The organism is Pseudomonas sp. BYT-1 (genome assembly GCF_023611805.1).
In the GTDB taxonomy this organism is placed as follows: Bacteria; Pseudomonadota; Gammaproteobacteria; order Pseudomonadales; family Pseudomonadaceae; genus Aquipseudomonas; species Aquipseudomonas guariconensis.
Window position 1 is genome coordinate 1,475,994 of the sequence record NZ_CP072559.1, and the last position, 23,237, is coordinate 1,499,230.

At 63.0% G+C, this 23,237-nt stretch carries 17 protein-coding genes; 8 read left to right on the forward strand and 9 right to left on the reverse strand.

Annotated elements, in window-relative coordinates; translation table 11 throughout:
* The first annotated feature begins 8 nt into the window (after positions 1–8).
* Together J5X93_RS06765 and J5X93_RS06770 are read left to right on the forward strand one after the other, a co-directional pair.
* A complete protein-coding gene (locus J5X93_RS06765; protein ID WP_090345367.1) occupies positions 9–500 on the forward strand; it encodes an SRPBCC family protein in 492 nt (163 codons plus the stop codon).
* Positions 500–1,741, forward strand: a complete 1,242-nt coding sequence (locus J5X93_RS06770; RefSeq protein WP_102081357.1) for an RNA polymerase sigma factor — start codon at positions 500–502, stop codon at positions 1,739–1,741. Before J5X93_RS06765 ends, J5X93_RS06770 begins: the two co-directional genes overlap by 1 nt.
* A 109-nt stretch (positions 1,742–1,850) precedes the next feature.
* On the opposite strand, the gene J5X93_RS06775 is transcribed toward J5X93_RS06770, so the two are convergent.
* Both J5X93_RS06775 and J5X93_RS06780 read right to left on the reverse strand, forming a co-directional pair.
* The gene (locus J5X93_RS06775) at positions 1,851–2,321 is read right to left on the reverse strand and encodes a MaoC family dehydratase (protein ID WP_043209315.1); all 471 of its coding nucleotides are present in this window, start codon (positions 2,319–2,321) and stop codon (positions 1,851–1,853) included.
* A 36-nt stretch (positions 2,322–2,357) separates the two neighbouring features.
* Entirely contained in the window at positions 2,358–3,302 is a 945-nt protein-coding gene (locus J5X93_RS06780; RefSeq protein WP_070571450.1) for an alpha/beta hydrolase, read from the reverse strand.
* A gap of 212 nt (positions 3,303–3,514) precedes the next feature.
* Here J5X93_RS06780 and fadD2 point away from each other — a divergent pair, with 212 nt between their 5' ends.
* Positions 3,515–5,203 (forward strand): long-chain-fatty-acid--CoA ligase FadD2, encoded by a 1,689-nt coding sequence (gene fadD2, locus J5X93_RS06785; protein WP_043209319.1) that lies wholly within the window; start codon positions 3,515–3,517, stop codon positions 5,201–5,203.
* Between the two features lie 292 nt (positions 5,204–5,495).
* Positions 5,496–7,193, forward strand: a complete 1,698-nt coding sequence (fadD1, locus tag J5X93_RS06790) for a long-chain-fatty-acid--CoA ligase FadD1 (RefSeq protein WP_043209321.1) — start codon at positions 5,496–5,498, stop codon at positions 7,191–7,193.
* Positions 7,194–7,271: 78 nt separating this feature from the next.
* Here the strand turns inward: fadD1 and J5X93_RS06795 are convergent, their stop codons facing one another.
* Positions 7,272–8,579 carry an NAD(P)/FAD-dependent oxidoreductase gene (locus J5X93_RS06795; protein WP_043209323.1) on the reverse strand — a complete coding sequence of 436 codons (1,308 nt, stop codon included), beginning with the start codon at positions 8,577–8,579 and terminating at the stop codon, positions 7,272–7,274.
* Between the two features lie 25 nt (positions 8,580–8,604).
* Positions 8,605–9,969, reverse strand: a complete 1,365-nt coding sequence (locus J5X93_RS06800; RefSeq protein WP_250034570.1) for a glutamine synthetase family protein — start codon at positions 9,967–9,969, stop codon at positions 8,605–8,607.
* 519 nt (positions 9,970–10,488) lie between these two features.
* On the opposite strand from J5X93_RS06800, the gene hrpA reads away from it, so the two are divergent.
* Positions 10,489–14,394, forward strand: a complete 3,906-nt coding sequence (gene hrpA, locus J5X93_RS06805) for an ATP-dependent RNA helicase HrpA (protein ID WP_090345371.1) — start codon at positions 10,489–10,491, stop codon at positions 14,392–14,394.
* A gap of 207 nt (positions 14,395–14,601) precedes the next feature.
* Positions 14,602–15,723: a beta-ketoacyl-ACP synthase III gene (locus tag J5X93_RS06810; RefSeq protein WP_043209328.1), complete on the forward strand. Its 1,122-nt coding sequence runs from the start codon at positions 14,602–14,604 to the stop codon at positions 15,721–15,723.
* Positions 15,724–15,896: 173 nt separating this feature from the next.
* Here the strand turns inward: J5X93_RS06810 and J5X93_RS06815 are convergent, their stop codons facing one another.
* Positions 15,897–17,141, reverse strand: a complete 1,245-nt coding sequence (locus tag J5X93_RS06815; RefSeq protein WP_250034572.1) for a putative porin — start codon at positions 17,139–17,141, stop codon at positions 15,897–15,899.
* A 253-nt stretch (positions 17,142–17,394) separates the two neighbouring features.
* On the opposite strand from J5X93_RS06815, the gene J5X93_RS06820 reads away from it, so the two are divergent.
* On the forward strand, positions 17,395–18,522 hold the full coding sequence (locus J5X93_RS06820) for a GNAT family N-acetyltransferase (RefSeq protein WP_250034575.1): 1,128 nt from the start codon (positions 17,395–17,397) through the stop codon (positions 18,520–18,522).
* Positions 18,523–18,581: 59 nt separating this feature from the next.
* Here the strand turns inward: J5X93_RS06820 and J5X93_RS06825 are convergent, their stop codons facing one another.
* The 4 genes from J5X93_RS06825 to J5X93_RS06840 form a co-directional block, all read right to left on the reverse strand.
* The gene (locus tag J5X93_RS06825) at positions 18,582–20,414 is read right to left on the reverse strand and encodes an ABC transporter ATP-binding protein (RefSeq protein ID WP_043209332.1); all 1,833 of its coding nucleotides are present in this window, start codon (positions 20,412–20,414) and stop codon (positions 18,582–18,584) included.
* A 62-nt stretch (positions 20,415–20,476) separates the two neighbouring features.
* Complete coding sequence (locus J5X93_RS06830) at positions 20,477–21,034, reverse strand: peptidylprolyl isomerase (RefSeq protein WP_250034577.1); 558 nt, start codon at positions 21,032–21,034, stop codon at positions 20,477–20,479.
* Positions 21,028–21,840 (reverse strand): alpha/beta fold hydrolase, encoded by an 813-nt coding sequence (locus tag J5X93_RS06835; RefSeq protein WP_182818026.1) that lies wholly within the window; start codon positions 21,838–21,840, stop codon positions 21,028–21,030. Before J5X93_RS06835 ends, J5X93_RS06830 begins: the two co-directional genes overlap by 7 nt.
* Positions 21,841–21,853: 13 nt before the next feature.
* Positions 21,854–22,777 carry a PA3225 family LysR-type transcriptional regulator gene (locus tag J5X93_RS06840; RefSeq protein WP_043209339.1) on the reverse strand — a complete coding sequence of 308 codons (924 nt, stop codon included), beginning with the start codon at positions 22,775–22,777 and terminating at the stop codon, positions 21,854–21,856.
* Positions 22,778–22,825: 48 nt separating this feature from the next.
* On the opposite strand from J5X93_RS06840, the gene J5X93_RS06845 reads away from it, so the two are divergent.
* Entirely contained in the window at positions 22,826–23,152 is a 327-nt protein-coding gene (locus tag J5X93_RS06845) for a hypothetical protein (RefSeq protein WP_043209340.1), read from the forward strand.
* The last annotated feature ends 85 nt before the right edge of the window (positions 23,153–23,237 follow it).

Genomic DNA, 23,237 nt, shown 5'->3' on the forward strand with positions numbered 1-23,237 from the left:
CGACCAGCATGAGCCTTGCACAGCCCGGCCCGCAACAGTCGCCACACGAGTTGTCCATCACACGCTTGATCGATGCTCCTGCGGCCAAGGTGTTTCGCGCCTGGACCGAGCCACAGTGGCTGACACAGTGGTGGGGCCCCCATGGCATGACCACCCCCGAGTGCGAGTTGCAACTCTGGGTGGGCGGGCTGTTCCGGACCTTGATGCGAGCGCCCGATGGCGCCGAGTATCCCAACCAGGGGGTGTTCCTGGAGATTGTCGCGCCGCGGCGGTTGGTGTTTACCGATGCCTTCGGGCCGGGCTGGGCACCTTCGGACAAAGCGTTCATGACGGCCGTGATCACCTTCGACGAGGAACAGGGCAAGACCCGCTACACCGCACGCGCCTTGCACTGGAACGCCGCCGACTGCCGTGCTCATGAGGAGATGGGTTTTTACCAGGGCTGGGGTGAAAGCCTGGATCGGCTGGTCGAGGTGGTGACCCAGCGGATGCCGGACTGATGCTCGAGGCTCAACAGGTGCGGCGGGAGGTCGAGGCGGTCTATCGGCAGGACTCCCGGCGTATCCTGGCGACGCTGATCCGCCTGCTGGGCGACTTCGATCTCGCCGAAGAGGCCCTGCACGACGCCTTTTTCATTGCGGTCGAGCGTTGGCAACGCGATGGCATCCCAGACAACCCGCGTGCCTGGCTGGTGTCTGCGGGCCGCTTCAAGGCCATCGACGCCTTGCGCAGGCGCGCCCGCTTCGACCGATCCCAGGCGGATCTGGTCATGTTGCTCGAGGACCAACGGCAGGGTCCCGGCGAGGAGGAGGACTTGGTGGATGATCGTCTGCGGCTGATCTTCACCTGTTGCCACCCGGCGCTTTCAGCCGATGCCCAGGTGCCGCTCACCCTGCGTGAAGTCTGCGACCTGACCACCGAGCAGATCGCCCGAGCCTTCCTGCAGAGCCCGGCGACCATTGCCCAGCGCATCGTGCGCGCCAAGGCCAAGATCCGCGATGCGCGCATTCCCTATCAAGTACCGGCGCTGGCCGAACTGCCAGAGCGCCTGGAAAGTGTGCTGCGAGTGGTCTACCTGGTCTTCAACGAAGGTTATTCGGCCTCCACGGGTGATGACCTGATACAGCGTGAGCTGTGTGACGAAGCGATCCGGCTCGGACGGTTGCTTGCCCAGTTGTTGCCGGATGCCGAGGTGCTTGGGCTGTTGGCGTTGATGCTGCTGCAGGCCTCGCGATTGCAAGCGCGCAGCGATGCGGCGGGGGAGTTGGTGGTTCTGGACCGACAAGACCGCAGCCTGTGGGATCGTGCCCAGATCGCCGAAGGTTGCCAATTGGTGCAACAAGCACTGCGCAGCCGGCAGTTCGGTGCCTATAGCGTGCAGGCGGCCATTGCCGCGGTGCATGCCGAGGCTTCCAGTCCCGAGCAGACCGACTGGCAGGAAATCGTAGGGTTGTACGATGTGTTGCAACGGCACTGGCCGTCACCGGTGGTCGAGCTTAACCGGGCGGCGGCATTGGCCAGGCGTGACGGGCCAAGGGCGGGGCTTGTGGCGATCGAGGCGATTCTGCAGCGTGGCGAGTTGCGCGACTATCATCTGGCCCATGCTGCCCGGGCGGAGTTGCACCGTCAGTTGGGTCAGGACGAGCAGGCCCGCACAGCCTGGCAGCAGGCGCTGGCGCTTACCCGGCAGGGGCCGGAGAGGCGGCACATCGAGCGGTGTCTGCGGGAGCTGGAACGCTAGGCGGCGCGAGTGAATCTTTCGCAGGTGAACCCGCGCCCACGGTTTTCAGGGCAGCGCTGGCCTGGTAGGAGCGGGTTCACCCGTGAAGGCGTACTGTCGACGGGCTCGATCAGCTGGCAACGAAGTTCGGTGGGCTGACCAATTCGACGGTCTGCTGTTTGCGCGGAGCCAGGATCTCGGCGACGCCTTCGACCACCAACTCGTCGTTCTGGTTGTACACATTCGTTGCGATGCGCACCTTGAACTTGGGCAGCTTCTCGAGAATCTCCAGGCGCACGGTCAGGGTGTCGCCGATCTTGACCGGCTTCTGGAAGCTCATCTGCTGACCCAGGTAGATGGTGCCTGGGCCTGGCAGGGTGCAGGCAACCGCGGCACTGATCAGTGCACCGCTGAACATGCCATGGGCGATACGCTCGCGGAACATGCTCTTGGCGGCGAATTCGGCATCCAGGTGTACCGGGTTGTGGTCACCGGACATCGCAGCGAACAGCTGGATGTCGCGCTCTTCCACGGACTTTTCATAGCTGGCTTTCTGCCCGACTTCGAGGGCTTCGTAGGGCGTGTTGGTGACCTGGGACATCTGGGCTTCCTTAAGGGGCGGACGAGCAAGTGTACATCATTCACTGCGGGCAGGGCGGCCAAGGGCCAGCGCCTGCTCCAGCCAGCCGAGGATGTCGGCGGTGACCTCGTCGCGATTGGTTTCGTTGAGCACTTCGTGTCGCGCTGCAGGGTACAGGCGCAGCTGCACATGGCGGTTGCCGGTCGCGCGCAGGGCGTCGGCCAGATGCTTCAGACGCTTGCCGTCGCTGACCGGATCACATTCGCCGCCCAGGACTAGGATCGGCAGGTTCGGGTCAATCTGCGCGAGGTTCTTCGGCTGGCTGATCTGCGCCAGGCCCTGGAGCAGGTCGATCCACAGCTGGTTGCAACAGCGAAAACCGCACAGGGGGTCGGCGATGTACTTGTCGACCTCCTCGGCATCGCGGCTGAGCCAGTCGAAGGCCGTGCGGTTGGGCTTGAACGCTTTGTTGAACGAACCAAAGGACAGCCATTCGATCAGTGCACTCTTGCCCAGATAGCCCTGGCGCCAGGCCTCCAGGCGTGCAATCAGCGCGGCGGTGCGGTAGAGCAGCGGCGGCTGGAAGTTCGAGCCACTGAGCACGGCACCCTGGAGGCTGGCGCTGTGGTGCATGAGGTAGGCCTGGGCGATGTAGCTGCCCATGCTGTGGCCGAACAGAAACAGCGGTGTGCCGGGAAACTGCTGGCCGATGTGCTGGGCCACCAACCCAAGGTCGTTGACCACGGTGTTCCAGCCATGATGGCGGGCGAATAGGCCGAGATTGCCGAGTTCCGCGGTGCGGCCATGGCCGCGTAGATCGGGGGCGAACAGGGCGAAACCTGCATCGGCCAGGGCATGCCCCAGGCGCTGGTAGCGACCGGCGTGCTCGGCCATGCCGTGGGCCAGCAGCACCACGGCCTTGACCGGTGTTGTCGGCAACCACTGATGGACATACAAGCTGCAATGCTCGCTGGCGGGCAGCCAGAAGGCGTCATGGGGCATGGCGAGTCCTTGGCTCATGGGTTGCAGACAGTGTATGCCCAATGGGCCTGATTGCAGGAAGGGCACAAATAAGATTCACAATGTTAATGGCGGCACTTGGCGTATATGCCGTCTCCTGCTTACCTGCTAACGTCGATTCAACGCCTTCTTGCCCCTTCGTGAGCTTGGGCAGGCAGGTCAGGGACAGCGCATGGCAGAGGAACAACAATAAGATGCAAGCCGACTTCTGGAACGACAAACGCCCGGCGGGCGTGCCCTCCACCCTCGAGATCACTGCTTATCGATCGGTCGTCGACGTGTTCGAGCGCTCCTGCAAGCGCTTTGCGGACCGTCCGGCCTTCAGTAACCTGGGCGTGACCCTCAGCTACAGCGACCTCGAGCGTTATAGCGCTGCCTTCACCGCCTGGTTGCAGCAGCACACCGACCTCGTTCCGGGCGATCGCATCGCGGTGCAGATGCCCAATGTCCTGCAATACCCCATTGCCGTGTTCGGCGCGATGCGCGCCGGGCTGATCGTGGTGAACACCAACCCGCTCTACACCGAGCGAGAAATGCGCCATCAGTTCAAGGATTCCGGTGCCCGTGCCCTGGTCTACCTGAACATGTTCGGCAAGCGGGTCCAAGAGGTATTGGGCGACACCGATATCGAGTACCTGATCGAGGCGAAGATGGGCGATCTGCTGCCGTTCGCCAAGGGCTGGCTGGTCAATACCGTGGTCGACAAGGTCAAGAAGATGGTGCCGGCCTACCGGCTGCCCCAGGCCATATCGTTCAAGCAGGTGCTGCGCCAGGGCCGGTCGGGGGTGCCCAAGCCGGTGCCCCTGAGCCTCGATGATGTCGCGGTGCTGCAGTACACCGGTGGCACCACGGGGCTGGCCAAGGGGGCCATGCTCACTCATGGGAACCTGGTGGCCAACATGTTGCAAGTGCTGGCCTGTTTCTCCCAGCACGGCCCGGATGGGCAGAAGCTGATCAAGGATGGCCAGGAGGTGATGATCGCACCGCTGCCGCTGTACCACATCTATGCCTTCACCGCGAACTGCATGTGCATGATGGTCACCGGCAACCATAACGTGTTGATCACCAATCCCCGTGATATTCCCGGCTTCATCAAGGAGCTGGGCAAGTGGCGTTTCACTGCCTTGCTTGGCTTGAACACCTTGTTCGTCGCCTTGATGGATCACCCTGGCTTCAAGTCCCTGGACTTTTCCTCGCTCAAGGTCACCAACTCCGGAGGCACGGCTTTGGTCAAGGCCACGGCCGAACGCTGGGAGAGCCTGACGGGCTGTCGCATCGTCGAGGGCTACGGCCTGACCGAGACCTCTCCGGTCGCCAGCACCAATCCTTACGGCGCGCTGGCGCGTCTGGGGACGGTAGGTATTCCTGTGCCTGGCACAGCATTCAAGGTCATCGATGACGAGGGCAACGAGCTGCCTCTGGGCGAACGGGGCGAGTTGTGCATCAAAGGCCCGCAGGTCATGAAAGGCTACTGGCGCCAACCTGAGGCCACCGCACAGACGCTGGATGCCGACGGCTGGCTCAAGACTGGCGATATCGCCGTGATCGACCCGGACGGTTTCACCCGGATCGTCGATCGCAAGAAGGACATGATCATCGTCTCGGGTTTCAATGTGTACCCCAACGAGATCGAGGAAGTGGTCATGGGCCATCCCAAGGTTGCCAACTGCGCGGCCATCGGTGTGCCCGACGATCGCTCCGGCGAGGCGGTCAAGCTATTCGTGGTGCCGCGAGAAGCAGGCTTGAGCGTCGACGAGCTCAAGGCGTACTGCAAAGCCAACTTCACCGGTTACAAAGTGCCCAAATACATCGTATTGCGTGACTCGCTGCCCATGACCCCGGTGGGCAAGATTCTGCGTCGCGAGCTGCGGGATATCGCCTGATTTTCACGCAGGTTTCTTCGAGCGGCAGAATAGGGTGGTTGTAAACCGCTCTATCCTGCCGTTTTCGGCTTGAATTGCGACGTTTTGGATAAATACTCTAAAAATGACCGATACATTTCTTTGAGTCATTTTTGTGACCGATTGGGCCGATTTGGGCTCTAGTCGACCCCTGGCAAAGCTGTTACTCTCGGCGCGCTTCCAGATGATCCGGTTTGCAATGAGCCGTCATCCCATATCAATAATAAACGCGTAATGCGTGACGAATTCGCTGTTGCTGAAGGAGCGGGCTTCCATGATCGAAAATTTTTGGAAGGATAAGTACCCAGCCGGGATAACGGCGCAAATCAATCCTGACGAGTTCCCCAATATCCAGGCGGTGCTCAAGCAATCCTGCCAACGCTTTGCCGACAAACCGGCCTTTAGCAACCTGGGCAAAACCCTCACCTATGGTGAGCTGTACACCCTGTCGGGCGCCTTTGCCGCCTGGCTGCAACAGCATACCGACCTCAAACCGGGTGATCGGATTGCCGTACAACTGCCCAATGTCCTGCAATACCCCGTGGCCGTATTCGGTGCCATGCGCGCAGGTTTGATCGTGGTCAATACCAACCCGCTCTACACTGCGCGGGAGATGGAACACCAGTTCAACGACTCCGGCGCCAAGGCCTTGGTGTGCCTGGCCAACATGGCGCATCTGGCCGAGAAGGTGGTGCCGAAGACCCAGGTCAAGCACGTCATCGTCACTGAAGTGGCCGACTTGCTGCCACCGCTCAAGCGCCTGCTGATCAACAGCGTAATCAAGTACGTGAAGAAGATGGTGCCGGCCTACAACCTGCCGGGCGCCGTACGCTTCAACGATGCCTTGGCGCTGGGCAAGGGCGGCGCGGTGACCGAAGCCAACCCACAGCCGAACGACGTCGCGGTGCTGCAGTATACCGGCGGCACCACCGGGGTTGCCAAGGGGGCCATGCTGACCCACCGCAACCTGGTGGCCAACATGCTGCAATGTCGCGCCCTGATGGGGGCGAACCTGCACGAAGGCTGCGAGATCCTCATCACCCCGCTGCCGCTGTACCACATCTATGCTTTTACCTTCCATTGCATGGCCATGATGCTGATCGGCAACCACAATGTGCTGATCAGCAACCCCCGTGACCTGTCGGCGATGGTCAAGGAGCTGGGCAAATGGAAGTTCAGCGGCTTCGTCGGCCTCAATACCCTGTTCGTTGCCCTGTGCAATAACGACGCCTTCCGCGCCTTGGACTTCTCGGCGCTGAAGATCACTCTCTCCGGTGGCATGGCCTTGCAACTGAGCGTGGCCGAGCGCTGGAAGACCGTCACTGGCTGCGCAATTTGCGAAGGCTACGGCATGACCGAGACCAGCCCGGTCGCAGCGGTCAACCCGGCCGAGGCCAACCAGGTCGGGACCATCGGCATTCCTGTGCCTTCAACCCTGTGCAAGGTGATCGACGACAGCGGTCGCGAGTTGGGCCTGGGCGAGGTCGGTGAGCTGTGCGTCAAGGGCCCGCAGGTCATGAAGGGCTACTGGCAGCGCGAAGAGGCCACCGCTGAAATTCTCGACCAGGACGGTTGGCTGAAGACGGGCGATATCGCAGTCATCCAGCCCGATGGCTACATGCGCATCGTCGATCGCAAGAAGGACATGATCCTGGTCTCCGGTTTCAACGTCTATCCGAACGAGCTCGAAGACGTACTGGCCAGTCTGCCGGGCGTGCTGCAGTGCGCGGCGATCGGTGTGCCGGACGAAAAGTCGGGCGAAGTGATCAAGATGTTCATCGTGGTCAAGCCGGGCATGACCCTGACCAAGGAGCAGGTGATGGAGCACATGCGCGCCAACGTCACCGGCTACAAGGTCCCTCGTCACATCGAGTTCCGCGATGCGCTGCCGACCACCAACGTCGGCAAGATTCTGCGCCGTGAGCTGCGTGATGAAGAGCTCAAGAAGCAGGGCCTGAAGAAGATCGCCTGACGTTGCTCATGCAGGGCTGCATTGCAGCCCTGCGCAACCAAGGTTCGGATCCTGGGGCTGTCACGCAGCCCTCAGTGATCAGCGCAGTTTCTCGAGCATCTGGTAGTACCACATACCTGCCGCCAACAGCGGATTGCCCAGCAAGTCCCCCATTGGCACCTTGATGTGCTTGCACGCCGCGAAGGTGTCGAACTTCTCCAACGTCCCGGTCAGCGCCTCGGCCATGATCTCGCCCATGATGTGGCTGGTGGCGATACCGTGCCCGGAGTAACCCTGGCAGTACCAGACGTTGTCCGACAGCTTGCCCAATTGCGGAATGCGGTTGACCACGATACCCATCGCACAACTCCACTTGAACTCGATCGGCACACCCTTGAGCGCTGGGAAGGTGCGCTCGATGCACGGGCGCAGCTCGGCTTCGATGTCCCGCGAATCCTTGCCCGAATAGTTGGCGCCACCGCCGAACAGCAGGCGCTTGTCGGCCGTGAGACGGTAGTAGTCGAGAACGAAGCGGCAGTCGTATACCGCCAGATCCTGGGGGTTGATCTGGTCGGCCAGCTCACCGAGCGGCGCAGTGGTGACGATGCCGCCCATGGCCGGGAAGATCTTGCCCTTGAGCTGGCGCTTTTCCAGCTTGTGATAGACATCGCCGGCCAGCAGCACCTGGCGCGCCTCGATCCGGCCTCGGGCGGTGACCACCGCCGGGCGTGGCCCATGGACGATCTCCAGCACCTCGGAGTTCTCGAAAACCAGTGCGCCCAGGCCATGGGCTGCGCGCGCTTCGCCCAAGCATAGGTTGAGCGGGTGCAGGTGCAGGTTGCGACGGTTCTTGAGGGCGCCCAGGTACAGCGGGCTTTGCAGATGTTCGCTGACGGCATTGCGATCGAGCAGGTGCACCAGGTCGCCCATGCCACGGCGCTGGGCTTCGTCGTAGCTCGCTTGCAGTTCATCCATGTGCGAAGGCTTCATCGCTGCGTGCAGGTGCCCGCGCTTGAGATCGCAGTCGATGCCGTAGCGCTCCACGCGCCGCTCGATGATCTCGTGGCCCCGCCAGCGCAGGTGCCAGATGAAATCGTCCACGTCTTCACCCAGGCGCTTGCGCATCTGCGTGCGCATGGCCTCGTCACCCGACAGGCTGCCGGTGACCTGACCGCCGTTGCGTCCGCTAGCGCCCCAGCCGATGCGGTTGGTTTCGACAATGGCCACCTTCAGGCCGCGTTCGGCCAGTTCCACGGCGGTGGCGACGCCCGTGAAACCGCCGCCGATGATGGCCACGTCGACCTGCTCGGTGCCCGTCAGGGTGGGGTATTGGGTCGGGTCGTTGAGCGTGGCGGTGTAGTAGGACGGCGCCCGTTGGGCCGGCCCGTTGTTCACTGCTGAGTTCATGTTCGTTCCTTACTGTGAATGGGGCTCAGGCCTGGTGCAGGTACCAGCGCCAGTCCTGTTCGCCGACTTCGGCCATGAACTGGCGATACTCGGCGCGCTTGACCTTCAGATAGACGCCGAGGAAGGCTTCGCCGAGTGCTTCCCGGGCCCAGCTCGAATGCTCCAGCGCCTCGAGGGCGGTGAGCCATTCGGTGGGCAGGTGTTCGGTGGCCTGGGCGTAACCGTTGCCCTCGATCGGGGCACCCGGGTCGAGTTGTTCGCGTACGCCTTGATGAGTCGCGGCGAGGATCGCGGCGGAAGCCAGGTAAGGGTTGGCGTCGGCGCCGCAGATGCGGTGCTCTACATGCCGGCTGTTGGCAGGCCCGCCCGGCACGCGCAGGCTCACGGTGCGGTTGTCCACCCCCCAGGTGGGCGCCAGCGGCGCATAGCTGTTGGCCTGGAAGCGCCGGTAGGAGTTGGCGTTGGGGCAGAACAGCAACAGCGACTCGCGCAGGTGGCGCAACATCCCGCCCACGGCCTGACGCAGCAGCGGGGTGCCGGCGGGATCATCGCTGGCGAACAGGTTGCGGCCCTCGGCGTCGGCCAGGCTCAGGTGCATGTGCATGCCGGTGCCGGCCAGGTGGGCGAAAGGTTTGGCCATGAAGCAGGCCTGCATGCCGTGGGCATGGGCGATGCCCTTGACCAGGCGTTTGTAACGCACGGCCTGGTCCATGGCCTGCAGTGCATCGCCGTGTTCCAGGGTGATTTCCACCTGGCCGGGCGCATATTCGGAGATGGCGGTGCGCGCCGGGATGCCCTGGGCTTTGCAGGCGGCGTACAGGTCGGCGAGAAACGGCTCGATCTGCTCCAGCTCGCGCAGGCCATAGACCTGGGTGGTGCGGGGGCGACCACCGTCATTGTCCAGCGCCGGTTGCGGACGCCCCTGGGCGTCGCGCTGCTGGTCGAGCAGGTAGAACTCCAGTTCGCAGGCCATCACCGGGTAATAGCCGTCGGCCTTGAGCGCATCGAGCGTGCGAATCAGCACGTGGCGCGGGTCGGCGACGCTGGCGGGCAGCCCTTGGCTGGGGTGCATGCTGACCTGCACGGCAGCCGTCGGCACGCGCCGCCAGGGCAGGCGCACCAGGCTGCCTTCCAGAGGGTAGGCGCGGCAGTCGATGTCGCCGACATCCCAGACCAGGCCTGAGTTTTCCACATCGTCGCCATTCAAGGTCAGGCCCAGAATGGTGCTCGGCAGCGGGCGGCCGCTTTCATAGACGGCCAGCAGTTCGTCCCGGTGCAGCAGCTTGCCGCGGGGCACGCCGTTGGCATCGAGGATGAACAGCTCGAACAGTTCGATATCGGGGTTGTCGGCCAGAAAGCGACGGGCTTGCTCGGGGTTGGCAAAATGCATGATGTTCGCTCGCGCCCGCAGGCGCACAGGACCGGCCGCAGGTGGGCGGCGAGTCGGGCTGATTGATGTCGGCCAGGGATGGCCGAGGCTGGATCAGTGAGGCGCGAACGAAGTATCCGGTGGGCGAGCGTGGCGGCAGTGCCACAGGGCCCAGAAGGCGAGGATGACATGTACCAGCGGGTTTTCGCCGGCGCGGGCCCGGGCCTTGGGAAGGGTGGGGCGCGCATTGCTCGGTCGGCAGGTCATCGGTGGATACTCACACGGGGCATAAGGTTGATTAAAGCAGTGAATGGCAACCTTCATTCCGTGATTGGCTAAACATTCGTGCTGGCGTCTTCGCGGGTAAGCCCGCTCCTACAGGACCGGGCGGCCTCCAAGTTCTGTGCAATTGCTGGGAGCGGCTTTACCCGCGAAGAGTCCCGCATAGGCAGCAGAGAACCGGCAAATCTGCGACAATCGCCCGACTTTCCGAATGACGATCATGAAAAAGCAGGCTCACCTGCATCATCAAAAAGCCCCATGACAGACCACGCCATCGATCAACTGCTGAAGAACCTCGACCACGCCATGATCGCCGACCGCCATCGGCTACGGCGGCAACTGCACGAGCTGCGCAAGCGCCCCGACGAGGCCAAGCTTGCCCAATGGGTGGAGCGGGTCCAGGCGTCCTGTGCCCAGGTTGTCGCGCGCCAGAACAGCGTGCCGAGCATCCGCTACGACGACAGCTTGCCGATCGCCGCCAAGCGCGACGAGATCAAGAAGGCCCTGGCCGAGCACCAGGTTCTGGTGATTGCCGGCGAGACCGGTTCGGGCAAGACCACCCAGTTGCCGAAGATCTGCCTGGAAATGGGCCGCGGTCAGCATGGCCTGATCGCTCATACCCAGCCCCGCCGGATCGCCGCGCGCAGCGTCGCGGCACGGGTGGCCGAGGAGATCGGCACACCGCTGGGCGCTCTGGTGGGCTACCAGGTGCGTTTCGAGGACCAGAGCGATGCGGGCACCCTGGTCAAGCTGATGACCGACGGTATCCTGCTGGCCGAAACCCAGCATGACCGCTTCCTCGAGCGCTACGACACGATCATCGTCGACGAAGCCCACGAGCGCAGCCTGAACATCGATTTCCTGCTCGGCTACCTCAAGACGCTCCTGCACCGTCGCCCGGACCTGAAACTGATCATCACCTCGGCAACCATCGACCTGGAGCGGTTCTCCAAGCATTTCGACGGGGCGCCGATCATCGAGGTGTCCGGCCGTACCTTCCCGGTGGAAACCTGGTACCGCCCGCTGACCAGCGAACAGGACGAAGAGGGCAACCGGGTCGAGGACGACCTGACCGTCGACCAGGCGATCCTCGCTACCCTCGATGAGCTGGCCCATCACGAACGCAGCGAGGGCAAGGGCCCCGGCGATGTGCTGGTGTTCCTGCCGGGCGAGCGTGAGATCCGCGATGCCGCCGAGATCCTGCGCAAGGCCCAATTGCGCCATACCGAGATCCTGCCGTTGTACGCGCGCCTGACGCCGGCCGAGCAGCAGAAGATCTTCCAACCCCATACCGGGCGCCGGGTAGTGCTGGCCACCAACGTTGCCGAAACCTCGCTGACCGTGCCGGGCATCCGCTATGTGATCGACAGCGGCACCGCGCGCATCAGCCGCTACAGCTACCGCGCCAAGGTCCAGCGTTTGCCGATCGAGGCGGTATCCCAGGCCAGCGCCAACCAGCGCAAGGGCCGTTGCGGTCGTGTCGAACCGGGCATCTGCGTACGTCTTTACAGCGAAGAGGACTTCAACGCACGGCCCGCGTTCACTGACCCAGAGATCCTGCGGACCAACCTGGCCGCGGTGATCCTGCAGATGCTGCACCTGCGCCTGGGCGCCATCGATGCGTTTCCGTTCATCGAGCCGCCGGATGGCAAAGCCATCAGCGACGGTTTCAACCTGTTGCAGGAGCTCTCGGCGGTCAACCGCGAGAACCAGCTGACACCCTTGGGCCGCCAACTGGCGCGTCTGCCGATCGACCCCCGATTGGGGCGCATGCTGCTCGAAGGCGCTCGCCAGGGCAGCCTGCAGGAGGTGCTCATCGTCGCCAGCGCCCTGTCGGTGCAGGACCCGCGCGAGCGTCCTCCGGAACGCCAGCAGGCCGCCGACCAGGCCCATGCCCTGTGGAAAGATCCTGACTCCGACTTCGCGGCTTTGGTCAACCTGTGGCGCGGGTTCGAGGAACAGCGCCAGGCGCTGACCGCCAACCCGCTGCGCAACTGGTGCCGCAAGCATTTTCTCAATTACCTGCGCCTGCGTGAGTGGCGCGACGCCCATCGCCAATTAGCGCTGATCTGCCGCGACCTGCAATTGTCGGTCAACAAAGAGCCTGCGGATTTCCCGCGTATGCACAAGGCCATTCTCAGTGGCCTGCTCAGCCAGATCGGCCACAAGACTGAAGAGGGCGACTATCAAGGCGCACGCCAGCGGCGCTTCTGGATCCACCCGTCCTCGGGCATCGGCCGCAAGCGTCCGCAATGGGTGATGGCTGCCGAGCTTGTGGAAACCACCAAGCTCTATGCGCGCATGGTGGCCAAGATCGAACCGGACTGGATCGAGCCGCTGGCCACGCATCTGGTCAAGAAGAACCATTTCGAGCCGCACTGGGAGAAAAAGCGAGGCCAGGTGGTGGCCTACGAACAGATCACCCTGTACGGGCTGATCCTGGTCGGCCGCCGGCCTGTGCATTTCGGGCCTATCGATCCGGTGGCCTCGCGCGAGCTGTTCATCCGCGAAGGCCTGGTCGGCGGCGAGATCCAGTCGCGGGCCAAGTGCCTGACCGCCAACAAGCGCCTGCTCGAGCAGCTTGACGAGTTGGAAGCCAAGGCTCGTCGGCGCGACATCCTGGCCGACGAAGAAACGCTCTATGCCTTCTATGAGGCGCGTTTGCCTGCAGAAATCCACCAGACTGCGACCTTCGACAGCTGGTACCGGATGAACAGCCAGAAGGATCCGAACCTGCTGATCATGCGCGAAGAGGACGTGCTGGCCCGTGAGGCCAGCGAGGTTACGGCCGCGCAGTATCCCGACAGCCTTCAGGTCGGCGACCTGCGCCTGCCGCTGACTTACCACTTCGAGCCGGGTCATCCGCGAGACGGCGTCACCATACGGGTGCCGGCACCGCTGCTGCCGAACCTGCCGGGCGAGCGCTTGGAGTGGCTGGTGCCAGGCCTGCTGGAGGCCAAATGCGTGGCCTTGGTGCGCAACTTGCCCAAGGCCCTGCGCAAGAACTTCGTGCCGGTGCCGGACTTCGTCAAGGCCGCCCTGGCGCGCATGACATTTGGCCAGGGGGCCTTGCCTCAGTCGTTGGGTCAGGAGCTGTTGCGCATGACGGGCGCTCGGGTGTCCGACGAGGCCTGGACGGAAGCTGCCGGGCTGGTCGAAAGCCACCTGCGCATGAACATCGAAGTGGTCGATGGCCAAGGCAAGTTCCTTGGCGAAGGTCGTGACCTGGCCGAGCTGACAGCACGATTTGCCGCCGCGAGCCAGGCGGCATTGGCCATGCCGCGCAACGACAAGGCCGAGCAACCGGTGCAGGCCAAGGCGTTCTCTGAAGTGGCGCAGACGGCGCAGCAGAAGATCGCTGGCCTGTCGTTGACGGTCTACCCGGCCTTGGTGGAAGAGGCCGGCACCGTGCGTGAAGGGCGATTCTCGACCCAGGCCGAAGCCGAGTTCCAGCATCGCCGAGCCTTGCAACGGCTGTTGCTGCAACAGTTGGCCGAGCCTGCCAAGTTCCTGCGGGGCAAGCTCCCGGGGCTGACCGAACTGGGCTTGCTGTATCGCGAGTTGGGGCGTGTCGAGGCGTTGGTGGAGGACATTCTGCTGGCCAGCCTGGACAGCTGCATCCTTGAAGGCGAGGCGCCGCTGCCCCGAGATGGCGCTGCCCTGGCCGGCCTTGCCGAGCGTAAGCGTGGCAACTGGGCCGAGCACGCCGAACGCTTGGCCCGCCAGACCCTGGAGGTGCTCAAGCTGTGGCACGGTTTGCAGAAGCGCTTCAAGGGCAAGATCGACCTGAGCCAGGCAGTGGCCTTGAACGACATCAAGCAGCAGCTGGCCAACCTGGTCTATCCGGGCTTTGTCCGCGAGACACCGGCTGCGTGGTTCAAGGAGTTGCCGCGTTACCTCAAGGCGGTGGAACTTCGTCTGGAGAAGCTTGGCGCCCAGGTGCAGAAGGACCGTGTCTGGAGTGGCGAGCTGGCCAATCTGTGGGCGCAGTACAAGGCCCGGGCCGACAAGCATGCCCAAGAGGGCAAGCGTGACGAACAACTGACGGTCTACCGCTGGTGGCTGGAGGAATACCGGGTGTCGTTGTTTGCCCAGCAGTTGGGAACCAAGGTACCGGTTTCCGACAAGCGTTTGAGCAAACAGTGGGGGCAGGTGGAAGCCTAAAGCCCGGGAAATGTGGCAAACTTGTGGGAATTTGGGCCGCTGTGCGACCCATCGCGGGACACGCCCGCCCCCGCAGGTTCTGTGGGTGCAGGTTTGCTCCGTGACCGAGGGGCAAACCCTTGCCTACAAATTGGCACTAAAGTGCCATTATGTTGCCCTTTTCCGGCCAGCGCCGTGTGGTGGTGGCCTTTGACCAGAGGAACGACCGTGCATAACGTCGTGATCAGCGGCACCGGCCTGTACACCCCGGCCCAGAGCATTTCCAACGAAGAACTGGTGGCATCCTTCAACACGTGGGCCCAGCAGTTCAATCAAGACAACGCGGCCGCCATCGAGCGTGGCGAGATCGAAGCTGCGCCGCTGTCCGATGCGGCCTTCATCGAGAAGGCTTCCGGTATCAAGAGCCGCTTCGTCATGGACAAGGCGGGCATCCTCGATCCCCAGCGCATGAAGCCGCGCCTGCCGGAGCGCTCCAACGACGAACCGTCGATCCTCTGCGAGATGGCCGTGGCCGCTGCTCGCCAGGCCCTGGAGCGCGCGGGACGCACAGCGGCCGATGTCGACGGTGTGATCGTCGCCTGCTCCAACCTGCAGCGCCCGTACCCGGCCATTTCCATCGAGGTGCAGCAGGCACTGGGCATCCAGGGTTTTGCCTTCGACATGAACGTGGCTTGCTCTTCGGCCACCTTCGGCATCCAGACCGCCGCCAACAGCGTGCAACTGGGCCAGGCGCGTGCGGTGCTGATGGTCAACCCTGAGATCTGCACCGGCCACCTGAATTTCCGCGACCGCGACAGCCACTTCATCTTCGGTGACGCAGCGACTGCAGTGCTGATCGAACGTGCCGACCAAGCCACCTCCAAGCATCAGTTCGACATTGTCAGTACCAAGCTGCTGACCCAGTTCTCCAACAACATCCGCAACAACTTCGGCTTCCTCAACCGCGCGGCGGAGGAGGGCATCGGGGCGCCGGACAAACTGTTCGTCCAGGAAGGCCGCAAGGTGTTCCGCGAAGTGTGCCCGATGGTCGCCGAACTGATCGGCCAGCACCTGGGCGAGAACGGGTTGCAGCCCACCGACGTCAAGCGCTTCTGGCTGCACCAGGCGAACCTGAGCATGAACCACCTGATCGTCAAGAAGCTGGTCGGCCGTGATGTGGCCGAGGAAGACGCGCCGGTGATTCTGGATCGCTATGCCAATACCAGCTCGGCAGGTTCGGTGATTGCCTTCCACCTGTATCAGGATGATCTGCCCAAAGGTGCGCTGGGTGTGCTGAGTTCGTTTGGCGCAGGCTATTCGATCGGTAGTGTGATCTTGCGCAAGCGCTGATTCCTGCCCAGGTCTTTTCGCGAGTAAACCCGCTTCCACAGGTAGAGTGCCGCCCTCAACGGGCAGCGCCCAATTGGTGAGGGCGGGTTTATCTGCCAATGGCCTATAAAAAAGGCGGGAAGCGCCGGATGGGGTCGGCACTTCCCGCCTGAGCAACGCAGGGGAGCTCGCGCTTAGAACTTGGCTTCCAGGTCGACCTGCAGGGTGTCGACATCGGCATCGCTGTTCGGCAGTTGCGACAGGTCGGTCTTGGCCATCAGGTAGGCCGCGCCCAGCGAGAAGTTCTTGTCGATTTCGTAACCGACCTTGAACTTGTGACCACGGGAACCGGTGTAGCCGGCACCGAAGTCGGAGTCGGTGAAGGCACTGACCACCGCGTTACGCTGCACGTCGCGGTAGTTGTAATCCAGGCTCCAGGCGCCAAGCTTGGTCTTCAGACCGGCCAGCCAGGCCTTGTCTTCGCCGTCGGTGCTTTCGGTGTTCTTCACGTACTGGCCATAGGCGGACAGCGGGATGGCGAAACCGGTGAAGTCGACCTGGCCGAAGCCTTCCACCAGGTTGAACTCGTTGGTGGTGTTGCCAAAGGCCTGCAGTGGGGCTGCGTCCTTGTCATTGTCATAGCCGTAGATGCTGGTGCCCACGGTGACCTTGACGGTGTCGCCGGCATTGAAGCGGGCGCCCAACTGGCCGTGATAGAGCTGCGCGTCGTGCTTGAACTGTACGCCTTCGCCGTCGACGTTGTCCTTGAGGTTGTAGTGACCGGCGCTGCCGAACAGCTCGGCCGCGCCCAGGTCGGTCTTGTAGGTGACGGCCACGCCTTCTGGGTTGATGTCGCTGTCCCAGATGATGTCGCCCATGCTCACCCAAGGCTGCATCATCTTACCGCCGATCAAGTGCAGGTTCGGCACGGCAGTGGGGTGCCAGTCGAGGTAGGCCAGGTCGACCCACAACGATTTCTTCTCGAAGTAATTGTCCAGGCTCTGGTTGGTGGAGCGGGCATCGGCGCTGCTGCCGGTGGCCACGCGCACGCCGGCATCGACCTGCGGGTTGATCTCGCTGTAGAAGCCGACACGGGCACGGACGCGCTCGCGGTCCTGGTTGGGGCTCTTGCGGTTGGGGTCGTCGACGTTGACGTCTTCGTAGCGCAGGCGCACGTCGCCTTTGATCTGGGTCTTGGCGGCCCAGGCCACTTTCTGTTCGAAGGAGCTCAGACGCTCGGACTGGGCTTTCTGCTCTGCCTTTTCCTTGGTTTCCTTGGCCAGATCGGCCTGCAGTTCGTTGTACTGCGCCTGGTTGATCGAGCCGTTGGCGCGGAGCATTTCGAGCAGCTTGGCGTCGACTGCAGCACTGGCCGGAGCACTCAGTGCCAGCATCATGCCGGTGAGGCTGACTCCGGTAAGTGTAGAAACAAGACGCATAAGGTTCTCCCTGTTGGAAAAAAGTGGGGAGGCTTTGGCGCCCACCCCCAAGTTGGCATGTCTTCGGAAAGGGCCTGAATAGACAGGTTGCTGGGGTTCCGAAAAACAGGCGCAAGTATTGCGAGGGGGAATGACAGAATGATGTCTATTTGGTGGCACTGCGGTTAAGTGCGTGGGATCCAAGCGCCCCTTCATTTGAGTGCGGGGCCCCATATCCGGGATACTGGCCATCTCTTTGCAGCGAGTCGAAATCGTGACCAGCCTGTACAGCCTTGCTCATTTGCACGATCTGCCGGCGGCGACCTGGGACGCCTTGGTCCCCGAGGGCCAGCCGTTCTTGCGCCATGCGTTTCTAAGCGCTCTGGAAGACAGCGGCAGCGTCGCGCCTGCCACAGGCTGGGCCACCGAGCACCTGGTGCTGGAGCGTGATGAAAAGGTGCGCGCGGTGCTGCCGGCGTATCGCAAATGGCATTCGTTCGGCGAATACGTGTTCGACCAGGGGTGGGCCGATGCCTGCGAGCGAGCCCGCATTCCCTACTACCCCAAGCTGCTTGGCGCGGTGCCCTTCAGCCCTGTGAGTGGCCCCCGCCTGCTGGCGGCAGACTGCGCCGATGGCCTGCTGTTGCTCCAGGCCATCCCTGAGTACCTGGTCAAGGGAGGGCTCTCAGGCGCTCACATCAACTTCACCGACCGTGCCCTGGATGAGCAGATCGCCGATGTGCCGGGCTGGATGGAGCGCCTGGGCTGCCAGTTTCATTGGCACAATCGTGGCTATCGGGACTTCCAGGATTTCCTCGACACCCTCAGCTCACGCAAGCGCAAGCAGATGCGCAAGGAGCGTGAACAAGTGGCGGGGCAGGGGATCGACTTCCACTGGTACCGTGGCGATGAGTTGAGCCAGGTGCAATGGGACTTCATCTACCTGTGCTATGCCAACACCTACGCGGTGCGCCGCCGCACGCCCTATCTGACCCGCCACTTCTTCAGCCTGCTGGCAGAGCGCATGCCCGAGGCAGTGCGCGTGGTCATCGCGCGCCAGCAAGGGCGGGATGTGGCCATGGCCTTGAGCCTGGTCGGTGGCGACAGCCTCTTCGGCCGGTATTGGGGCTGCCTGGCCGAGTTCGACCGCCTGCATTTCGAGACCTGTTTTTACCAGGGTATGGACTTTGCCATCAGCCAAGGGATACAGCGGTTCGATGCTGGGGCCCAAGGAGAGCACAAGCTGATACGCGGATTCGAGCCGGTGCTGACGCGCTCCTGGCATTACCTGTTGCATCCGGGGTTGCGTCGGGCGGTCGAGGATTTTCTCGAGCAGGAGCGGGCAGGGGTCAAGGCCTATGCCGAAGAGGCGCTGGGGATGTTGCCTTACCGCAAGGATTGAGAGCCGCCGCCTGGCCCTTTGTTCGCGGGTAAACCCGCGAACGGGCGCAGTTGCGGCGATCAATCCACCCCGACGAACCCTCCGGTCTGGTGATGCCAGAGCCGGGCATAAAGCCCATGCTGGGCCAGCAGCTCGGCATGGGTGCCGCTCTCGACGATGTGCCCTTTGTCCAGCACCACCAACCGATCCATGCGGGCGATGGTGGACAGGCGGTGGGCGATGGCGATCACCGTCTTGCCCTGCATCAGGGTTTCCAGGCTTTCCTGGATCGCCGCCTCGACCTCCGAATCCAGCGCCGAGGTGGCTTCGTCCATGATCAGAATGGGCGCGTTCTTGAGCAGTACCCGGGCAATGGCGATCCGTTGCCGCTGCCCGCCTGAAAGCTTGACCCCACGCTCGCCGACATGGGCATCGAAGCCGGTGCGCCCCTGGGCATCTGAGAGTTGTGGGATGAACTCATCGGCCCGGGCCCGGCGCACGGCTTCCCAGACTTGCGCTTCGCTGGCATCCGGACGGCCATACAGCAGGTTGTCGCGGATCGAGCGGTGCAGCAGAGAGGTGTCCTGGGTGATCATGCCGATCTGCGCGCGCAGGCTGGCCTGGTTGACCTCGGCGATGTCCTGGCCATCGATGGTGATCCGCCCGCCCTGTACGTCGTACAGGCGCAGCAGCAGGTTGACCAGGGTCGACTTGCCGGCTCCGGACGGGCCGATCAGGCCGATCTTCTCGCCGGGACGAATATCCAGGCTCAGCCCGTCGATGACTTTGCTGCCCTTGCCATAGTGAAAGCTCACGTCATCGAAATGCACGGCCCCACGGCTGACCTTCAGCGCAGGGGCATTGGGCTTGTCGGTGACGCTGACCGGTTGGGCGATGGTCTGCAGGCCGTCCTGGACCATGCCGATGTTCTCGAAGATGCCGTTGACCACCCACATGATCCAGCCGGACATGTTGATGATGCGGATCACCAGGCCTGTGGCCAGGGCAATGGCACCGACGGTGATCAACGACTGGCTCCACAACCACAGGGCAAGGCCTGTGGTCCCCACCACCAGAAGCCCGTTCAGGCCGGTGATGACGACGTCCATGCTGGTGACGACCCGTGCGGCCAGCTGGGTTTTCTCGGTCTGTTCGCTGATCGCCTCGCGGGCATACTGTTGCTCGTAGTCGGTATGGGCGAACAGTTTGAGCGTGGCGATGTTGGTGTAGCCGTCGACGATCCGCCCCATCAGCTTGGAGCGGGCATCGGAGGAAATCACCGAGCGCTCCTTGACCCGCGGAACGAAGTAATAGAGCGCGCCGATGTAGCAGACGATCCAGGTCAGCAGCGGCAGCATCAGGCGCCAATCGGCCTCGGCAAACAGCACCAGCGAGCTGATTGCATAGATCAGCACGTGCCACAGGGCATCGACAGCCTGGACGGCAGAGTCGCGCAGGGAGTTGCCGGTCTGCATGATGCGCTGGGCGATACGCCCGGCGAAGTCGCTCTGGAAGAAATTCAGGCTCTGCTTGAGCACATAGGTGTGGTTCTGCCAGCGGATCAAGCTGGTCATGCCGGGGCTGATGGTCTGATGCACCAGCAGGTCGTGCAGGCCGAAGAACACGGGGCGCAGCACCAGGACCACCACCAGCATCCAGATCAGCTCGCCGCTGTGCAGGCTGAAGAACTCGCTGCCCGGGGTGGCCTGGGCCAGGTCGATGATGCGGCTCAGGTAACTGAACATGGCCACTTCGATCAGGGCCGCCACCAGCCCGACGACCAGCAGTGCAAGGAAGCTGGGCCAGACCTGGCGCAGGTAATAGAGGTAGAACGGCCATACCTGGCTAGGCGGTGCTTCGCTCGGTGCCTCGCGAAAGATGTCGATCAATTGTTCGAAACGACGGTACAGCATGATGGGCACACTCCTGTTCCATCCGACCCTGAGGCGGTTTCACGTCCTTGTGAGACCTTCGGTCAGTCGATGCGTTTGGCGGACTTGATGTACACAGGGTCCGTCGGCACGTCACGCATGCCTTGCTTGATGGTGGTGGGTGAGTTGACGATCTGGTCGACCACTTCCATGCCTTTGGTCACCTTGCCGAACACGGCATAGCCACGGTCGCGGCCTGGGTTGAGGAAGTCGTTGTCGGCCACGTTGATGAAGAACTGGCTGGTGGCCGAGTTCGGGTCCGAGGTGCGGGCCATGGCGAGGGTACCGCGGGTGTTGGCCAGGCCATTGCTGGCTTCGTTGCGAATCGGGTCGCGGGTTGGCTTTTGCACCATCCGGTCGGTGAAACCGCCGCCCTGGGCCATGAAGCCCGGGATCACGCGGTGGAAGATGGTGTTGTTGTAGAAGCCGCTGTCGACGTACTCGAGGAAGTTCTTCGTGCTGATCGGCGCCTTCTCGGCATTGAGCTCGATTTCGACCGGGCCGAAGCTGGTGTCGAGCAGGACGTGAGGGGTCTTGTCGGAGGCCATGACGCTGGTGGCGAAGGCGACCGAACAGGCGGTGAGCAGAAGTTTTTTCAGCATGGGCTCAAAGATCCTTGAGGAGTGGAGGCGGCTGCGAGAAAACACAGCAGGGTCTGGTTGAAGACCTCGGGTTGGTCCAGGGGCGTAGCGTGCCGCGAATCCTCGATGACCGCCAGTGTTGCCTGGGGCATCAGGGCGACATAGCGCTCCTTCAGTTGTATCGGGGTGTAATCATGGTCGGCGGCGATCACCAGGGTGGGACAGTGGATCTGCCCGATGCGTTCCTGCACCCCCCAGTCGACAATGGCATCGAAGCTCTTGAGGTAGGCGCGCTTGTCGTTGCGTGCCCAGCGTTGGGCCATCTTGTGACGCAGCTCGGTTTGTTCGGGCTTGGGAAACAGGCGTTCGGCCAGGCCCTTGCCGATGGTCTCGACGCTCAGGATGCGGGCCAGGCTCCAGCGCTTGATCCACCAGATCCAGTGGGCGACGGAGTTGCGCCTGACCTCAGGTGCGCTGTTCACGATGCACAGACTGCGCAGCCAGGCGGGGTGGTCGACGGCGAACTGGAAACCCACCATGCCCCCCATCGACAGGCCGACGAAGTGCACGGGGCCGGTGTGCAGGTGCTCCAGCAGCGCCAGCAGGTCAGCGCTGAAGGTCGCGATCTGGTAGCCGTCACGGGGTTTGTCGGAGCGCCCATGGCCGCGGATGTCCATGAGGATCACCCGGTAGTTTCGGCTCAGCGTCGGGACCTGCAGCTCCCAATCCTGGCAGCTTGAGCCCAGTCCGTGTAACAGCACCAGGGGTTCGCCCTGGCCGTATTCCTCGTAATGCAGCGTGCATCCTTCGTGTTCGAAATAGGCCATGGGCGCGGTCCTCTCAGGCTTGCGGGGGGGCTGCGAAGGGCACGTCCAGTGGCGCGGTGTCGAAGTTGCGCAGCAGCTCGATGAGGATCTGCGTGGCCGGACCCAAGGTCTTGTCCTTGTTCGAATAAAGGTAGAACAGCGGATGGCGGCTGCCACCCTGATCCAGCGGCAAAGGCTTGAGCACGCCCTCTTGCAGCTCGCGCTCGATCATGTGCCGTGGCAGCCAGGCAAAGCCCAGCCCGCTGCTGACGAAGGTGGCGGCGGTGCCCAGGCTGCCGACGGTCCAGCGTTGCTCGGCGCCGAGCCAGCCGACATCGCGGGGCTGGGCGCGACCGGAGTCGCGGATAACCACTTGCAGTTGGCTTTCCAGATCCTGGAAGGTGATTTCCCGTCCCAGGCGATGCAGGCTGTGATCGGGGTGGGCAACGGCGATGAATTCCACCGAACTGAGCTCGGCGCCCAGATAGCCGCCAATGCTATAGCTGCTGATGGCCAGGTCCGCGATTCCCTCGTGCAGGACTTCCTCGACGCCCGACAGCACCTCCTCGCGCAGGCGTACGCGGCAACCGCGGCTCTGCGGCATGAAGGCACTCAGGGCGCGGACCAGCCGGGCGCTGGGGTAGGCGGCGTCGACCACTACGCGCACCTCGGCCTCCCAGCCTTGCTCCATGTGGTGGGCGAGGTCCTCGAGCTGGCTGGCCTGCTTGACCAGATGGCGTGAGCGGCGCAGCAGCACGTTGCCGGCTTCGGTCAGTACCGCCTTGCGACCATCGATGCGCAGCAGTGGTACGCCCAGTTGCTCCTGCATCCGTGCGACCGTGTAGCTCACCGACGATTGCGAGCGGTGCAGGGCCTCGGCGGCCTGGGCGAATCCGCCATGATCGACCACTGCCTGGAGAGTTCGCCACTGATCCAGGGTTACGCGTGGCGCTTTCATCTTCGGCTCCTGTTGTCCTAAGCTGCGCTCTGTCAAGGAGAGCGCCCTATGAAGAAATGTTGTGCGGCATTGCTGATGTGCCTGCCCCTCGGGGCGATGGCCTATTACCCCATCGATGTCGAGAAGGACTTGGAAGGGGTCAAGCTCGACTACACCACCTACGACACCGCGCGCAATATCGGCTCGATCACCCTGAACAACTATGGGCAGGTCCCGGCGGCGTGCAAGGTAACCTTCCGCAATGGGCCTGAAGCGCCGCGGGTGCGACGGGTGAACGTGCCGGCGGGCAAGAGCCGCGATGTCACGGCCACCTTCAACCGGGAGATCATCAAGCTGCGCATCGCATTGAGCTGCAAAGCCGAAGGAACTGATTAATCGATAGATTGCACCCACTTTTTACGCTTTTTTATCGATAGGTCAAGTCTTAATCTCACCTCCATCGAATCGCATCCCCTTGTTT

Bases quoted from the DNA above. Each gene is read 5' to 3' on its own strand.
- J5X93_RS06765 (WP_090345367.1), top strand. From the start codon at position 9: ATGAGCCTTGCACAGCCCGGCCCGCAACAGTCGCCACACGAGTTGTCC.
- J5X93_RS06795 (WP_043209323.1), bottom strand. From the start codon at position 8,579: ATGAACTCAGCAGTGAACAACGGGCCGGCCCAACGGGCGCCGTCCTAC.
- fadD1 (WP_043209321.1), top strand. From the start codon at position 5,496: ATGATCGAAAATTTTTGGAAGGATAAGTACCCAGCCGGGATAACGGCG.
- J5X93_RS06830 (WP_250034577.1), bottom strand. From the start codon at position 21,034: ATGCTGAAAAAACTTCTGCTCACCGCCTGTTCGGTCGCCTTCGCCACC.
- J5X93_RS06775 (WP_043209315.1), bottom strand. From the start codon at position 2,321: ATGTCCCAGGTCACCAACACGCCCTACGAAGCCCTCGAAGTCGGGCAG.
- J5X93_RS06770 (WP_102081357.1), top strand. From the start codon at position 500: ATGCTCGAGGCTCAACAGGTGCGGCGGGAGGTCGAGGCGGTCTATCGG.
- J5X93_RS06835 (WP_182818026.1), bottom strand. From the start codon at position 21,840: ATGGCCTATTTCGAACACGAAGGATGCACGCTGCATTACGAGGAATAC.
- J5X93_RS06825 (WP_043209332.1), bottom strand. From the start codon at position 20,414: ATGCTGTACCGTCGTTTCGAACAATTGATCGACATCTTTCGCGAGGCA.
- J5X93_RS06780 (WP_070571450.1), bottom strand. From the start codon at position 3,302: ATGCCCCATGACGCCTTCTGGCTGCCCGCCAGCGAGCATTGCAGCTTG.
- J5X93_RS06845 (WP_043209340.1), top strand. From the start codon at position 22,826: ATGAAGAAATGTTGTGCGGCATTGCTGATGTGCCTGCCCCTCGGGGCG.
- J5X93_RS06800 (WP_250034570.1), bottom strand. From the start codon at position 9,969: ATGCATTTTGCCAACCCCGAGCAAGCCCGTCGCTTTCTGGCCGACAAC.
- J5X93_RS06840 (WP_043209339.1), bottom strand. From the start codon at position 22,777: ATGAAAGCGCCACGCGTAACCCTGGATCAGTGGCGAACTCTCCAGGCA.
- hrpA (WP_090345371.1), top strand. From the start codon at position 10,489: ATGACAGACCACGCCATCGATCAACTGCTGAAGAACCTCGACCACGCC.
- J5X93_RS06815 (WP_250034572.1), bottom strand. From the start codon at position 17,141: ATGCGTCTTGTTTCTACACTTACCGGAGTCAGCCTCACCGGCATGATG.
- fadD2 (WP_043209319.1), top strand. From the start codon at position 3,515: ATGCAAGCCGACTTCTGGAACGACAAACGCCCGGCGGGCGTGCCCTCC.